This is a genomic window from Streptomyces sp. NPDC051173, assembly GCF_040689515.1.
In the GTDB taxonomy this organism is placed as follows: Bacteria; Actinomycetota; Actinomycetes; order Streptomycetales; family Streptomycetaceae; genus Streptomyces.
In genome coordinates this window covers 270951-286351 of sequence record NZ_JBFBBD010000001.1, presented here as the reverse complement: position 1 = coordinate 286351, position 15401 = coordinate 270951, and the positions used below count along the sequence as shown (strand labels likewise).

13 protein-coding genes and 1 tRNA gene are annotated in these 15401 nt (G+C 69.7%); 6 read left to right on the top strand and 8 right to left on the bottom strand.

Annotation, left to right across the window (positions count from 1 at the left end; translation table 11 throughout):
* Positions 1-47 precede the first annotated feature (47 nt).
* Positions 48-2717: an ATP-dependent chaperone ClpB gene (gene clpB / locus AB0435_RS01310; protein ID WP_366002015.1), complete on the bottom strand. Its 2670-nt coding sequence runs from the start codon at positions 2715-2717 to the stop codon at positions 48-50.
* A gap of 256 nt (positions 2718-2973) precedes the next feature.
* Here clpB and AB0435_RS01305 point away from each other — a divergent pair, with 256 nt between their 5' ends.
* Positions 2974-3378, top strand: coding sequence for a PPOX class F420-dependent oxidoreductase (locus tag AB0435_RS01305; RefSeq protein ID WP_366002016.1), 405 nt, complete (start codon positions 2974-2976; stop codon positions 3376-3378).
* 96 nt (positions 3379-3474) lie between these two features.
* Positions 3475-3846: a hypothetical protein gene (locus AB0435_RS01300; protein WP_366425893.1), complete on the top strand. Its 372-nt coding sequence runs from the start codon at positions 3475-3477 to the stop codon at positions 3844-3846.
* 89 nt (positions 3847-3935) lie between these two features.
* Here the strand turns inward: AB0435_RS01300 and AB0435_RS01295 are convergent, their stop codons facing one another.
* Genes AB0435_RS01295 through dnaK form a run of 4 tightly spaced genes read right to left on the bottom strand, consistent with a single transcriptional unit; the run spans position 3936 to position 8114 of the window.
* Positions 3936-4397, bottom strand: a complete 462-nt coding sequence (locus AB0435_RS01295; protein WP_361521335.1) for a helix-turn-helix domain-containing protein — start codon at positions 4395-4397, stop codon at positions 3936-3938.
* Position 4398: 1 nt separating this feature from the next.
* Positions 4399-5571 carry a molecular chaperone DnaJ gene (gene dnaJ / locus AB0435_RS01290; protein WP_366002018.1) on the bottom strand — a complete coding sequence of 391 codons (1173 nt, stop codon included), beginning with the start codon at positions 5569-5571 and terminating at the stop codon, positions 4399-4401.
* 42 nt (positions 5572-5613) lie between these two features.
* Positions 5614-6255 (bottom strand): nucleotide exchange factor GrpE, encoded by a 642-nt coding sequence (gene grpE, locus AB0435_RS01285; RefSeq protein ID WP_366002019.1) that lies wholly within the window; start codon positions 6253-6255, stop codon positions 5614-5616.
* A complete protein-coding gene (gene dnaK, locus AB0435_RS01280) occupies positions 6252-8114 on the bottom strand; it encodes a molecular chaperone DnaK (RefSeq protein ID WP_366002020.1) in 1863 nt (620 codons plus the stop codon). The genes grpE and dnaK overlap by 4 nt, the downstream gene beginning before the upstream one ends.
* 277 nt (positions 8115-8391) lie before the next feature.
* On the opposite strand from dnaK, the gene AB0435_RS01275 reads away from it, so the two are divergent.
* Entirely contained in the window at positions 8392-10695 is a 2304-nt protein-coding gene (locus AB0435_RS01275) for a (Fe-S)-binding protein (protein WP_366002021.1), read from the top strand.
* Between the two features lie 227 nt (positions 10696-10922).
* Positions 10923-11906, top strand: a complete 984-nt coding sequence (locus AB0435_RS01270; RefSeq protein ID WP_366002181.1) for a Yip1 family protein — start codon at positions 10923-10925, stop codon at positions 11904-11906.
* 110 nt (positions 11907-12016) lie between these two features.
* Here AB0435_RS01270 and AB0435_RS01265 read toward each other — a convergent pair whose 3' ends face one another.
* The 3 genes from AB0435_RS01265 to AB0435_RS01255 form a co-directional block, all read right to left on the bottom strand.
* Positions 12017-12514: a phosphoribosyltransferase gene (locus AB0435_RS01265; protein WP_366002022.1), complete on the bottom strand. Its 498-nt coding sequence runs from the start codon at positions 12512-12514 to the stop codon at positions 12017-12019.
* 24 nt (positions 12515-12538) lie between these two features.
* Positions 12539-13114, bottom strand: a complete 576-nt coding sequence (gene dcd, locus AB0435_RS01260) for a dCTP deaminase (RefSeq protein ID WP_071962992.1) — start codon at positions 13112-13114, stop codon at positions 12539-12541.
* Positions 13115-13196: 82 nt separating this feature from the next.
* On the bottom strand, positions 13197-13379 hold the full coding sequence (locus tag AB0435_RS01255) for a hypothetical protein (RefSeq protein WP_301894422.1): 183 nt from the start codon (positions 13377-13379) through the stop codon (positions 13197-13199).
* Positions 13380-13646: 267 nt separating this feature from the next.
* Here AB0435_RS01255 and AB0435_RS01250 point away from each other — a divergent pair.
* Together AB0435_RS01250 and AB0435_RS01245 are read left to right on the top strand one after the other, a co-directional pair.
* A tRNA-Gly gene (locus tag AB0435_RS01250) sits at positions 13647-13717 on the top strand.
* 703 nt (positions 13718-14420) lie between these two features.
* A complete protein-coding gene (locus AB0435_RS01245) occupies positions 14421-15401 on the top strand; it encodes a hypothetical protein (RefSeq protein WP_366002023.1) in 981 nt (326 codons plus the stop codon).

Here is a 15401-nt window from a genome sequence, read left to right as displayed (position 1 = left end):
ATCCTCCCCCATGCCGGGCGGGGGCTGGCAACCCCCGCCCCCCGGGATCACGCCGCCGGTGACGGACCCGCGAGCGCTTCCCGCCGCTCCGGCCCCACCGTCAGGCCGTCCCCGGCCGGATCGACGTCCACCTTTACAGTGTCGCCCTCCCGGATCCCACCGGCCAGGATCGCCTTCGCGAGGCGGTCGCCGATGGCCGTCTGCACCAGGCGGCGCAGCGGGCGGGCGCCGTAGGTGAGGTCGGGCGCGGACCCGTCCGGGGCGTCCGGGCTCTGGCCGAGGGTGGCGAGCCAGTGCAGGGCGGGCTCGGTGACATCGAGGGTGAGGCGGCGGTCGGCCAGGCGCCGCTGGAGGTGGGCGATCTGGATGGTGGCGATCCGCTCCAGCTGGCCCACGCCCAGGGCGTGGAAGACCACGAGGTCGTCGAGGCGGTTGAGGAATTCCGGCCGGAAGGAGGCGCGGACGGTCTCCAGCACCTTCTCCCGCTTCTGGTCCTCCTTGAGCAGCGGATCCACCAGATAGGTGGAACCGAGGTTGGAGGTGAGGATCAGGATGGTGTTGCGGAAGTCGACCGTGCGGCCCTGGCCGTCGGTGAGCCGTCCGTCGTCGAGGACCTGGAGCAGGATGTCGAAGACCTCGTGGTGGGCCTTCTCGACCTCGTCCAGGAGCACGACGGTGTAGGGGCGGCGGCGGACGGCCTCGGTGAGCTGGCCGCCTTCCTCGTAGCCGACGTAGCCGGGCGGGGCGCCGACGAGGCGGGCCACCGAGTGCTTCTCGCCGTACTCCGACATGTCGATGCGGACCATGGCCCGCTCGTCGTCGAAGAGGAAGTCCGCGAGTGCCTTGGCCAGCTCGGTCTTGCCGACGCCCGTCGGGCCGAGGAAGAGGAAGGAGCCGGTGGGGCGGTCGGGGTCGGCGATGCCCGCGCGGGAGCGGCGTACGGCGTCGGAGACGGCGGTGACGGCCTCCTCCTGGCCGATCAGGCGCTTGCCGAGCTCCTCCTCCATGCGCAGCAGCTTCTGCGTCTCGCCCTCCAGCAGGCGGCCGGCGGGGATGCCGGTCCAGGAGGCGACGACGTCGGCGATGTCGTCCGGGCCGACCTCCTCCTTGACCATGAGGTCGCGGGTGGCGGCCTCCTGCTCGGCCTCGGCCTCCGCCTGGGCGGCGGCCGCGAGCTCGCGCTCCAGGCCGGGGATCTCGCCGTAGAGCAGCTTGGAGGCGGTGTCGAAGTCGCCGTCGCGCTGGGCGCGCTCGGCCTGCCCGCGCAGGTCGTCCAGGCGTTCCTTGAGCTCGCCCACCCGGTTGAGGGACTGCTTCTCCTTCTCCCAGCGGGCGGTCAGGCCGCGCAGTTCCTCCTCCTTGTCGGCGAGGTCGCGGCGCAGCTTCTCCAGGCGCTGCTTGCTGGCCTCGTCCACCTCCTTGGAGAGCGCGAGCTCCTCCATGCGCAGCCGGTCGACGGCGCGCTGGAGCTCGTCGATCTCCACGGGGGAGGAGTCGATCTCCATGCGCAGCCGGGAGGCCGCCTCGTCCACGAGGTCGATGGCCTTGTCGGGCAGGAAGCGGGAGGTGATGTAGCGGTCGGAGAGGGTGGCGGCGGCGACCAGGGCGGAGTCGGCGATCTGGACCTTGTGGTGGGCCTCGTAGCGGCCCTTGAGGCCGCGCAGGATCGCGATGGAGTCCTCCACGGAGGGCTCGGCGACCAGCACCTGCTGGAAGCGGCGCTCCAGTGCCGGGTCCTTCTCGATCCGCTCGCGGTACTCGTCCAGTGTCGTCGCGCCGACCATGCGCAGCTCGCCGCGGGCCAGCATCGGCTTGAGCATGTTGCCCGCGTCCATGGCGGAGTCGCCGCCGGCGCCCGCGCCGACGACCGTGTGCAGCTCGTCGATGAACGTGATGATCTGGCCCTCGCTGGACCTGATCTCGGCCAGGACGGTCTTGAGCCGCTCCTCGAACTCACCGCGGTACTTCGCGCCCGCGACCATCGCGCCGAGGTCGAGCGAGACGAGCCGCTTGTTCCGCAGCGACTCCGGGACGTCGCCCTTGACTATCCGCTGGGCCAGCCCCTCCACCACGGCGGTCTTGCCGACGCCCGGCTCGCCGATGAGGACGGGGTTGTTCTTCGTGCGGCGGGAGAGCACCTGCACCACGCGGCGGATCTCGGTGTCCCGGCCGATGACCGGGTCGAGCCTGCCCTCGCGGGCGGCGGCGGTGAGGTCCTGGCCGAACTTCTCCAGCGCCTTGTACGTGCCCTCCGGGTCCGGCGAGGTCACGCGCTGTCCGCCGCGGGCCGCCCCGAAGGCGTTCAGCAGCTTCTTCGCGGACGCGCCCTGCCGCTCCAGCAGCTCACCGGTGCGGCCGCCCTTGGCGGCGAGGCCGATGAGCAGGTGCTCGGTGGAGATGTAGGTGTCGCCCAGCTCGCGGGCGCGCTGCGAGGCGTCGGCGATGACGGCCAGCAGCTCGCGGTTGGGCTGCGGCGGCGCGACCGTCGACCCCTGCACGCTCGGCAGCCCGGCGAGCTCCCGCTCGGCACCCGACCGCAGCGCCGCGGCATCGGCCTCGACGGCCGCGAGCAGGTCCATCACGTTCTCGTTGTCCTGCCCGGCGAGGAGGGCGAGCAGCAGGTGCGCGGGCGTCATGTCGGCATGCCCTGCCGACACGGCCCGCTCACTGGCACCGCTCAGCGCCTCACGGCTCTTGTTCGTCAGCTCGGCATCCACGACTGTGCGCTCCTCCTCTGTGTCTGTGCTGCTCCGATGGCTGTCCTGCTGAAGCCAACGTGCGATAAGTTGAGCCTATTCCACTCAACCTTGTTCTGGCCAGCACGCCAGAGAAGTGGATCATGGACGCCCTGGCAGCCGGCCACGCCCCCTCTTCTCCTGGTCTTCCCATGGTCCGGCCGCGGGGAGCTCCCCGCGCCCCGGGGGCCGCCGCCGCGCCGATGCGGGCCGGGCGCTCCCCACTACCCTTCCCTGCATGGCTCACGATCTGCGCAACCTCTCCCCCGCCTACGCCGAGTTCTGGCGGGAGCGGCACCTCTGCACCCTGACCACCACCCGCCCCGACGGCAGCCCGCACCTCGTGCCCGTGGGCGTCACGTTCGACCCCGAGGCCGGGATCGCCCGCGTCATCACCAACAAGGGCAGCCGCAAGATCGCGAACATCCTGGCCGCCGGGGCGGACGGCGCCCGGGTCGCGGTGTGCCAGATAGGTGAGCGGCGCTGGGCCACGCTGGAAGGCGTCGCCGTCGTCCGCACCGAGCCGGAGGCCGTCGCGGACGCCGTCGCGCGGTACGCCGAGCGGTACGGGCGGACGCCCGCGCCCAACCCCGACCGCGTCCTCGTCGAGATCACCGTCACCAAGGCGCTGGGGCTGGTCTGAACCGACCCCGGTTGGCCCTGTGCTGATGCCGCGCGGCGCGGGCACTCGTACCGTCGGGATGACGGTCGTCTCGACGACAAGAGGAGTACCCACGTCATGAGCGGCGCCGAGAGCGCGGATCACGTCAGCGTCCATCTGACCGGCTGTGGACACCAGGACGCGGGCGCGGTGTTCCGCGCCCTGGAGGCCGCGTTCCCCGAGGGCGCCGGGCCGCCGCGCAGCGAGACGAACGCGGCGGGCCCGGAACACCCCATGGTGTGGTGCATGGTCGTCGACGCCCGCACCCGCCGCGCCCCCGCGAAGGCCGCGCCGGTCCCGCTGTCCGGCCCGGTCGACGCCGACCTCTTCGGCGCCGCGGACCCCGTGCGCCAGGTCGGCGAGGAACTGGCCATGGCCTTCACCGTGGAGAGCCGCGGCACGGTCCCGGGCGAGCACGAGCTGGAGGTCCGCCTCCGCCTCACCGGCTGAGGCCGCAGGCGACGAAAAGCCGGACGGAAGCCGGACAAAAGCCGGAGGGGCCCGTGGAGCGATCGCTCCACGGGCCCCTCCGGACCGGCTCAGCCCTGGTCGCGCCTGGGGCGCCAGACCACGAGCGCGCTCGTCTGCTGCACGTCCTGGTACGGGACCAGGTCGCGGCGGTACGACGCGTGCACCGCGGCCTCACGCTGCTGCATGGCCGTGGCGGCGCCCTCGACCGCGCCCTGGAGCTCCGCGATGCGCGCCTTGAGGGCGGACACCTGGTTCTCCAGCTCGATGATGCGCTTGATGCCGGCGAGGTTGATGCCCTCGTCCTGGCTCAGCTGCTGGACCTGCCGCAGCAGCTCGATGTCGCGGGCCGAATAGCGCCGGCCGCGCCCGGCCGTGCGGTCCGGGGAGACCAGGCCGAGCCGGTCGTACTGCCGCAGCGTCTGCGGGTGCAGACCCGACAGCTGCGCGGCCACGGAGATGACATAGACCGGCGACTCGTCGGTCAGCTGGAAAGGCTGTGCTGGTTCGAAACGCCGTCGTCGGCCGTCCATCTCATGCTCCCTTCGCGGCCTGGAACAGCTCGGCCCTAGGGTCCTGGCCCGCCGTCGCCTCGCGGTACGCCTGGAGGGCGTCCCGCGCCTTGTCGTCGAGCTCCTTCGGCACGGCCACCTCGACGGTGACGAGGAGGTCGCCGCGGGTGCCGTCCTTGCGCACCGCGCCCTTGCCCCGGGCGCGCATCGTACGGCCGTTGGGCGTGCCCGCCGGCAGCTTGAGGGTGACCGGGGGGCCACCGAGCGTCGGGACCTTCACCTCGCCGCCCAGCGCCGCCTCCGCGAAGGAGACCGGCACGGTGACGGTGAGGTTGTCGTCCTTACGCCCGAAGACCGGGTGGGTGTCGACGTGGACGACGACGTACAGATCGCCGTTCGGCCCGCCGCGCTCGCCCGGGGCGCCCTTGCCGCGCAGCCGGATCCGCTGGCCGTCGGAGACGCCCGGCGGGATACGGACCTGCATGGTGCGGGAGGACGTGGCCCGGCCGCTGCCCTTGCAGACGTCGCAGGGGTTCTCGGGAATCAGCCCGCGGCCCTTGCAGTCGGGGCAGGGATCGGTCAGCGAGAAGCCGCCGCCCGAACCGTGCGACACCTGACCGGTGCCGACACAGGTCGGGCAGACCCGCGGCGTGCCGTTCTTGTCGCCCGTGCCGGAGCACGTCTTGCACGCCGCCGAGGAGGACATCCGCAGCGGGACCGTGGCCCCGTCGACCGCCTCGGTGAAGCTGAGCGACACCTCGGACTCGATGTCCTGGCCCCGCCGCGGCTGCGTACGCGTGCCGCCGCCGCGGTTGAACAGGCCGCCGAAGACGTCGCCGAGACCGCCGCCGAACCCGCCGGCGCCCGCTCCGCCCTGGGCGCCTCCGAAGAGGTCGCCCAGGTCGAAGTTGAAGGAGCCGCCGCCCGCGCCGCCCGGCCCGGGACGGAAGCCACCGCTGCCGAAGAGGGCGCGTGCCTCGTCGTACTCCTTGCGGCGCTTGGGGTCGGCGAGGACGTCATTCGCCTCGGAGATCTCCTTGAAGCGCTCCTCTGCCTTGGCGTCGCCCTTGTTGGCGTCCGGGTGGTTCTCGCGTGCGAGCTTCCGGTACGCCTTCTTGATCTCGGCCTCGGTGGCGTCCTTGGGCACGCCGAGGACCTTGTAGTAGTCCTTCTCCACGAAGTCCTTGGTGCTCATCCCCGGCGTCCCTCCTTCCGGTCACTGCGGTCGGTCATAGCGTCAGCCCTTGTCCGGGCCACCGCTCTCCTCGGCCTCGTCGCCCTCGCCGTCGCCCTTCTGCGCGCCCGGCTGGGGCTCGGCGACCGCGACCCGCGCGGGGCGGATCGTCCGCTCGCCGATCCGATACCCCGGCTGCAGAATCTGCACGCACGTGGTCTCGGTGACGTCCGGCGCGTAGCTGTGCATCAGCGCCTCGTGCACCAGCGGGTCGAAGGGCTCGCCCTCCTTGCCGAACTGCTGCAGGCCCATCTTGGCGACGACCGTCTCCAGCGACTCGGCGACGGACTTGAAGCCGCCGACCAGCTCGCCGTGTTCACGGGCGCGGCCGACGTCGTCGAGCGTGGGGAGGAGCTCGGACAGGAGGTTCGCGACGGCGATCTCCTTGACCGTGACCCGGTCCCGCTCCACCCGACGGCGGTAGTTCTGGTACTCGGCCTGGAGCCGCTGGAGGTCCGCCGTGCGCTCGGCGAGCGCCGACTGGGCCTGGTCCAGCTGTGCCTGGAGCCCTACCTCGACCAGTTCTTCCCCGGCCGGGGCCGGGCCCGCCTGGTCGGCGGACCCGGCGCCCTGCGCCGCGTCTTCGGGGGTGGCGTCGGAGGGGACTTCAGGCTTCTCGTCGAAACCCGGGGTCTCCTCGGTCACGCCGCACCGCCCTTGGTGTCCTTGGGCTTCTCGTCGTCGACGATCTCGGCGTCCACGACGTCGTCCTCGGGCTTGGCCTGACCGGCGCCGGCGGCACCCTCGGCGCCCGCGGCACCCTGGGCGGCCTGCGCGTCGGCGTACATCGCCTGGCCGAGCTTCTGGCTGACCGCGGCGACCTTCTCGGTCGCGGTGCGGATCTCGGCCGTGTCCTCGCCCTTGAGCTTCTCCTTCAGCTCGGCGACAGCGGTCTCGACCTCGGTCTTGACCTCGGCCGGGACCTTGTCCTCGTTGTCCTTGAGGAACTTCTCGGTCTGGTAGACGAGCTGCTCGCCCTGGTTACGGGACTCGGCGGCCTCGCGGCGGCGGTGGTCCTCCTCCGCGTACTGCTCGGCCTCCTGGCGCATGCGGTCGACCTCGTCCTTGGCGAGCGAGGAGCCGCCGGTGACGGTCATCTTCTGCTCCTTGCCCGTGCCCAGGTCCTTCGCGGTCACGTGCATGATGCCGTTGGCGTCGATGTCGAAGGAGACCTCGATCTGCGGGACGCCACGCGGGGCCGGCGGCAGGCCGGTCAGCTCGAACATGCCGAGCTTCTTGTTGTACGCCGCGATCTCGCGCTCGCCCTGGTAGACCTGGATCTGCACGGACGGCTGGTTGTCCTCGGCCGTCGTGAAGATCTCGGAGCGCTTGGTCGGGATCGTGGTGTTGCGCTCGATCAGCTTGGTCATGATGCCGCCCTTGGTCTCGATACCGAGGGACAGCGGGGTGACGTCGAGCAGCAGGACGTCCTTGACCTCACCCTTGAGGACACCGGCCTGGAGCGAGGCGCCGATGGCGACGACCTCGTCCGGGTTCACACCCTTGTTGGCCTCCTTGCCGCCGGTCAGCTCCTTGACGAGCTCGGCGACGGCGGGCATACGGGTGGAACCGCCGACCAGGACCACGTGGTCGATCTCGGACAGGTTGATGCCCGCGTCCTTGATGACGTTGTGGAACGGCGTCTTGCAGCGCTCCAGCAGGTCCGCGGTCAGCTGCTGGAACTGGGCGCGGGTGAGCTTCTCGTCCAGGTGCAGCGGGCCCTCGGCGGACGCCGTGATGTAGGGCAGGTTGATCGTCGTCTCGGTGGACGAGGACAGCTCGATCTTCGCCTTCTCAGCGGCCTCGCGGAGGCGCTGGAGGGCCATCTTGTCCTTGGACAGGTCGACGCCGTGGCCGTTCTGGAACTGCTTGACCAGGTAGTCGACGACGCGCTGGTCCCAGTCGTCACCACCGAGGTGGTTGTCACCATTGGTCGCCTTGACCTCGACCACGCCGTCGCCGATCTCGAGCAGCGAGACGTCGAAGGTGCCGCCACCGAGGTCGAAGACCAGGATGGTCTGGTCGTCCTTGTCGAGGCCGTAGGCCAGGGCGGCCGCGGTCGGCTCGTTGACGATGCGCAGGACGTTGAGGCCCGCGATCTCACCGGCCTCCTTGGTGGCCTGGCGCTCGGAGTCGTTGAAGTACGCCGGGACGGTGATGACCGCGTCGACGACCTTCTCGCCCAGGTAGGCCTCGGCATCCCGCTTGAGCTTCTGCAGGATGAAGGCGCTCATCTGCTGCGGGTTGAAGTCCTTGCCGTCGATGTTGATCTTCCAGTCGGTGCCCATGTGGCGCTTGACCGACCGGATGGTCCTGTCGACGTTGGTGACCGCCTGGCGCTTGGCGACCTCGCCGACCAGCACTTCGCCGTTCTTCGCGAAGGCGACGACGGACGGCGTGGTCCTGGCGCCCTCGGCGTTGGTGATGACGGTGGGCTCACCGCCTTCGAGAACACTGACGACGGAGTTCGTCGTACCCAGGTCGATGCCGACCGCACGTGCCATGTCGATTCCTCCAGCTGACTTGAGTGGAACAGACTCAAGGGTGCAACACGGATCTCCCGCTGTCAACGGACATGAGTCGAGGCCACTCAACTCTTATGCGGGCCTTATGCGCAGGCGGGCGGGGGTGACATCGTCAGGACGGGCCGCCGCGGGGCCACTTGAGCGACACAGATCACCGGCGGTGCGCCTATATCGGGGGCGCGCGAGTGAGTAGTCTCGTACAGACCGGATAAGTTACTGATTAGTAATTCGCTCTCGCAGGTTCGAGGAGCCCGCCATGCAACTCGCCGCGATCATCGTGGTGCTGGTTCTCACTGCGGTCGCCGTGGCGCTGTTCGGCCGCGCCGTCGCGCAGTTCGTCAAATTCTTCAAGCTCGGCGCCCCGCTTCCGGCCGGTGCCCGCGTCGACGAACCAGGCCGCCGCACGCTCACCGTGGGCAAGGAATTCGTCGGCCACACCAGGATGAACAGATGGGGTGTCGTCGGCGTCGCCCACTGGTTCGTGGCCGTCGGCTTCCTCACCCTGGGCGGCACGATCCTCACCGCCTACGGCCAGCTGTTCAAGGCCGACTGGACGATCCCGTACATCGGCACCTGGCTGCCGTACGAGCTCTACATCGAGTTCGTCGGCCCGGCGACGGGCCTCGGCGCCCTCGCGCTGATCATCATCCGGCTGCTGAGCCTGCCCTCCCGCGCGGGCCGCAAGTCCCGCTTCGCGGGCTCGACGGCGTGGCAGGCGTACTTCGTCGAGTACGTGATCCTGGTGATCGGCCTGGCCATCTGGGTGCTGCGCGGGCTCGAGGGCTCGCTCCAGGGCGTCGACCACTACGAGGCCGCGTACTTCACCTCGTACCCGCTGATCATGGCCTTCAAGGGGCTCAGCACGGGCACGCTGCAGAACCTCACGTACCTCGCCGCGATGATCAAGCTCGCCGTGACGACGATCTGGGCCATCACGGTCGCCTCGAACATCGACATGAGCATCGCCTGGCACCGCTTCCTGGCGTTCCCGAACATCTGGTTCAAGCGGGAGTCCAGCGGCGAGGTGGCGCTGGGCGCCCTGCAGCCGATGGTCAGCGCGGGCAAGCCGATCGACTTCGAGGACCCGGGCGAGGACGACCAGTTCGGTGTCTCGCAGATCGAGCACTTCTCCTGGAAGGGCCTGCTGGACTTCTCCACCTGCACCGAGTGCGGCCGCTGCCAGTCGCAGTGCCCCGCGTGGAACACCGGCAAGCCGCTCTCCCCGAAGCTGCTGATCATGGCGCTGCGGGACCACTCGCACGCCAAGGCCCCCTATCTCCTGGCCGGCGGCGGCAAGGACGCGGAGGGCACCGAGAAGGCCACCGCCGAGCAGCTCAAGGACGTCCCCGCGGCGGCCCTGGCCGAGGCGGAGCGGCCGCTGATCGGGACGCTGGAGGCCGTATCCGACAGCGGCTTCGCCGCGGGCGGCGTCATCGACCCCGACGTGCTGTGGTCGTGCACCACCTGCGGCGCCTGTGTCGAGCAGTGCCCCGTCGACATCGAGCACGTCGACCACATCGTCGACATGCGGCGCTACCAGGTCATGATCGAGTCCTCCTTCCCCTCCGAGGCGGGCACGATGCTCAAGAACCTGGAGAAGAAGGGCAACCCCTGGGGCCTGGCCAAGAAGCAGCGCCTGCAGTGGACCAAGGAGGTCGACTTCGAGGTCCCCGTCGTCGGCAAGGACATCGAGGACCTCACCGAGGTCGACTACCTCTACTGGGTGGGCTGCGCCGGCGCCCTGGAGGACCGGGCGAAGAAGACCACCAAGGCGTTCGCCGAGCTCCTGCACATCGCCGGCGTGAAGTTCGCCATCATGGGCGGCGACGAGAACTGCACCGGTGACTCCGCCCGCCGCCTGGGCAACGAGTTCCTCTTCCAGCAGCTCGGCCAGCAGAACGTCGAGATGCTCAACATGGCGTTCGGCGAGTCCGCCGAAGGTGAGGACGGGGCGGAGGGCGTGAAGGTCGAGAAGGCGAAGAAGAAGATCGTCGCGACCTGCCCGCACTGCTTCAACACCATCGCCAACGAATACCCGCAGCTCGGCGGCGACTACGAGGTCATCCACCACACCCAGCTGCTCCAGCACCTCGTCGACGAGGGCAAGCTGGTTCCCGTCACCCCGGTCGAGGGCCTGATCACGTATCACGACCCCTGCTACCTGGGCCGCCACAACAAGGTCTACACCCCGCCGCGCGAGATCATCGCGAAGGTGCCGGGCCTGCGCAACGAGGAGATGCACCGCCACAAGGAGCGCGGCTTCTGCTGCGGCGCCGGCGGCGCGCGCATGTGGATGGAGGAGCGCATCGGCAAGCGCATCAACAACGAGCGCGTGGACGAGGCGCTGTCCCTCAACCCGGACATCGTCTCCACCGCCTGCCCCTTCTGCCTCGTCATGCTGACCGACTCCGTCAACGGCAAGAAGAACGAGGGCAAGGCCAAGGAATCCATCCAGGTCGTCGACGTCTCCCAGCTCCTGCTCGAATCGGTCAAGACACCGGTCGAGCCCGAGGGCGACGGGGAGACCGCTGACGCACCCGAGCCCGAACCGGTGAAGTAGCCGGCTCGTACGCATCGCGTATTCCTGACGACGGCCGGTCCCCGCGTGACACCGCGGGGACCGGCCGTCTCCGCTTCCTGCCGCCGAGGCCGCCGTTCACACCTCGCCGGGCCCTGAGTTTTCCCCTAAGGGATGTCACAGGACGGCAGCAATGGCGGGGCCGATTCCACCGCCCCGGCTCCGCACTTCCCAGGAGCGGGTACGTTCGAAGCGTGGCTGGATTCAGGATGGGACGCGGACGGGACTCACACGACCCCGGTCCCGCGCAGCAAGGACAGCGCCCGGGGCAGCAGTACCAGGCCCCGTACGGCGGTCGGACCGGTGCCCAGGGCGGCGGTCAGCAGTGGCAGCAGCCACCGGGGTACGACGAACCGGAGTACTTCGGCGGCGGCCCGCAGCAGGGCTACGGGCCGTACGACCCCGGCCGCCCCGCTCCGCAGCACGGGCGGAGCGCCGACGATCCGGGCCACACCCAGCAGTTCGGCGTCGGCGAGGCGCCGGACGCCTACGGCGCGTACAACAGCGGCCCGGCGGGCGGCCCGTACGGCCACGACCCGCGCAACGACGGCTACGGCGACGGCTCCTACAGCGGCGGCACGTACGGCGACGGCACGTACGACAGCGGCGGCACCTACCGCGCGGGGCAGCAGATGCCCGCGCCGCCCGCCGGGCCGCGCCTGCCGTGGAAGGAGCTGCTGAAGGGCATCGTCCTGCGCCCGTCGGCCACCTTCTGGCAGATGCGCGACCACGCGGTGTGGGTCCCGGCCGTGATCGTCACCTTCGTCTACGGCCTGCTCGCCGTCTTCGGCTTCGACAAGGCCCGTGACGACGTCCTGCACGCCACGCTCGCGAACAGCATCCCGTGGGTGCTGATGACGGGCGTGCTCGTCGTGATCTCCGGCCTGATCCTCGGCGCCGTCACCCACACCCTCGCCCGGCAGCTCGGCGGCGACGGCATATGGCAGCCGACGGTCGGCCTGTCGATGCTGATCATGTCGATCACGGACGCGCCGAGGCTGCTCTTCGCGATGTTCCTGGGCGGGAACAGCACGATCGTCCAGGTGCTCGGCTGGGCGACCTGGCTGGCGGCCGCCGCGCTGTTCACCTCGATGGTGAGCAAGTCGCACGACCTGCCGTGGCCGAAGGCGCTGGGCGCGTCGGCGATCCAGCTGGTCGCCCTGCTGTCGATCATCAAGCTGGGCACGCTGTAGGACTGCCCGTCTGCCATAGGGCCACAGGGAAGGGCCCCGGTCGCATCACTTCGCGACCGGGGCCCTTCCCTGTGCAATGACACCTCTACGCATTTATGCGCGTAGAAGACTTACGCGTCGAGGATCTGACCCTCGCGCCGGACGACCGGCGGTTCCACGCTCCACGGGAAGTTGATCCACTCGTCGGTGCGCTTCCAGACGTACTCGCAGTCCACCAGGGAGTGCGACTTCTGGTAGATCACGGCGCTGCGGACCTCGGCGACGTGATCCAGGCAGAAGTCGTGCACGAGCTTCAGCGTCTTGCCGGTGTCGGCGACGTCGTCGACGATCAGAACCTTCTTGTTCGAGAAGTCGATCGCGTTGGGCACCGGCGCGAGCATCACCGGCATCTCCAGCGTGGTGCCCACACCGGTGTAGAACTCCACGTTGACCAGGTGGATGTTCTTGCAGTCCAGCGCGTACGCCAGGCCGCCCGCGACGAAGACGCCGCCGCGCGCGATGGAGAGGATGATGTCCGGCTCGTAACCGTCGTCCGCGACGGTCTGCGCCAGCTCACGGATGGCCTGGCCGAAGAGGGGGTAGGTCAGATTCTCGCGGATGTCACTCACTGTTGCTGTTCGCCTTGTCCCTGCTCAGACCTGCGTGCGGTGAAAGTTCTGGAAGGACCGCGAGGGCGTCGGCCCGCGCTGGCCCTGATAGCGGGAGCCGTGCTTCGCGGACCCGTAAGGATGCTCGACGGGTGAGGTCAGCCGGAACATGCACAGCTGCCCGATCTTCATCCCCGGCCACAGCTTGATCGGCAGCGTGGCCATGTTCGACAGCTCCAGCGTCACATGACCGGAGAACCCGGGGTCGATGAACCCGGCCGTCGAGTGCGTCAGCAGACCGAGCCGGCCGAGGCTGGACTTGCCCTCCAGACGGGAGGCCACGTCGTCGGGGAGCGTGATGACCTCGTACGTCGAGGCGAGCACGAACTCACCGGGGTGCAGGATGAACGCCTCGTCGCCCTCCGGCACCACCTCACGGGTGAGGTCCGCCTGCTCGACCGCCGGGTCGATGTGGGGGTACCGGTGGTTCTCGAACACCCGGAAGTAGCGGTCCAGCCGCACATCGATGCTCGAGGGCTGCACCATCGATTCGTCGAACGGGTCGATGCGCACCCGGCCGGCGTCGATCTCGGCCCGGATGTCCTTGTCTGAGAGAAGCACGGGTCGAGGATACGCGGAGAAGACGGACAACGCGGGCCCGGTCCGATCGGACCGGGCCCGCGAGGCGCTCAGCGCTCCTTGATCACCGCTTCTGGACCGCCACCGGCACGGAGTGCCGCAGCCTGGCACAGCGCGGGCAGCGGAGCAGTCGTCCCGGGCCGAGCCGGCCGGGACCGAGGTTCTGCATCGGGAACGAAGCGGTGCTGAACACGTGCCCTTCGGCACAACGAACGACGGTGCGCTCCATCGAGCTCCCTTTCCCCATGGTGTTGCTCATGCGCGCCTCCGGCGCGACATGAAAGACAAAAGCCACATTAGGGGATGGGTCGCGGCGACTCGCACCCGGCACTCCAGACCGCCCCCGCCGACTTGCCGACCCCTACCGTACGCCTCAACTCCCGCCCGCCGAGGCCGTGTCCCCACCGCCTTCACCAACCCCGCCAATGACGCGAAGACCCTCACGGCACGTGCACCGGGGGCCTTCGATGGGGTAGAGTGTGCGACGATACGACGCTCCGGAACGGGCGTCCGCGCGGGTGTAGTTTAATGGTAGAACATGAGCTTCCCAAGCTCAGAGCGCGAGTTCGATTCTCGTCACCCGCTCTTGGAAGAACCCTCAGGTCAGCGACCTGGGGGTTCTTTGTTGTCTAGACCTGTTGCGGGGTTCCGTGCCCTCCGCGTGCCCCAACTGCGGTCGATCAAGGCTCACATGCCGCCGCCGCACCACTTTCGACCGGTGCGGCAGCGGAGACGTCTCGCATCGCGAGACGCTCTCCCAGTGACGCGCGCCACCACGAGGGCCCGCTCCTTCGTCGCATCAGCGGGCCGCGAACCGGTAGGCCTCGGCCTGAGGGCCATGCGGGACGGGAAGACTCGCACTCCACGCGCCTCCAGGAGGTGAACCATGTTGCCGACGGGGGCGACACCCAGACCCCAGCCGGTGCGTACGAACTCCGCAGCCCGCCCGGCGGAGCAGTCTTCGCCCCCTGCGTCCCGGATACGGGACCTGCTCTTCCTCCCGTAAACGGCTGAAGGAAGTGAGAGTGGGGAGGTCCGGCGCCCCGCGCGCCAGAACGAGCCGGGATGCGGTGGTCGCAGGAGTGTGCTCCGCCGGAGCGGCCAGCCGGTCCGCTGTCGGTGAACCGCCCGGCCGGCGGGCCCGTCCCGGCAAGCCCCGAATCACTGACGGCGTTTCAGTGCTTTTGCGCCCGATGTCGGCTCGACCGGTCTGCCCGGCGTGAAGTTCCGATAAGTTGCGGTGCCGAACGATCAACGATTCACGCCAGACCCCGATGCGGAGTACGACATGAGCACCTATCCGGGCGGCGCCGCCGGACCTGCCGACTGGGCGGCCTCGGGGGCGACAGGCCCCAACGGCTCCTATCGGAACCAGACCCTGAAGTACCAGCAGATCGAGCTGAGTTTCGACGAGTCGGTCACGCTCCGGACGGTCATCGGCCACTGGGCGACCGCGGCCTTCGCCGCGTCCCTGGTGTGGCTGGTCTGCGGGCTGTTCGGCCTGCTGACGAACGACTTCGACTTCGAAGAGGCCGGTACCGCCTTCAGCGTGGGCGGCATCCTGGCCTTCATCGTCTTCTGGCTGATCCTGCTCTTCTCCTCCTTCACCGAGCCCGTCTCGGAGTGGCGGACCCTGCTGGAGGACAAGGCGCAGGCGTCGCCCTCCGCCTATGCCGCGATCTACGGCGCGCTGTCCCACCGCCGCATCCCGGTGACGGCCGTGCCGTCCCGGATCCGCAGCGACATCCTGCAGCCGGAGGCGGTCACCAATCGTCTCGTCATCAGCAGCGGGCGATATGTGGCCTACATATCCGTCTTCGAGTACGGGACCAGCCTCTACCTCGGCTGGACGATGTGGCGCATCCGCCCCGGCGCGGTGATCATCGGCACGTATATCAAGGACCTCGTCGGCGGGCTCATGGGCCGCACCGGTGACGTCAGCCAGATGCTCCGCACCGAGCGACCGCGCGCCATGCGGGAGGCCGTGCACTCGGCGGTCCGGGAAGGCGTGGAGATCGCGGTCCAGGGCATCGAGGTGCCCATCGCCTCGGCCTTCGGACAGGACCTGCCCGTCATGACCGCGCCGGGACAGGGGCCGGCCGGCCCGCCGGCTCCGCCCGCGCCGCCCGTCATGCCTGTCGCGCCGCCGACCCAGCCCGTACCGCAGCCCGCGCCGCCGGTTCCGCCTGCGCCGGGCGGGCACACCGGGCATCCCGTGCCCCCCGCAGCACCCGGCGGCCACGGCCCCGCTTCCCGGTGGACCCACTGA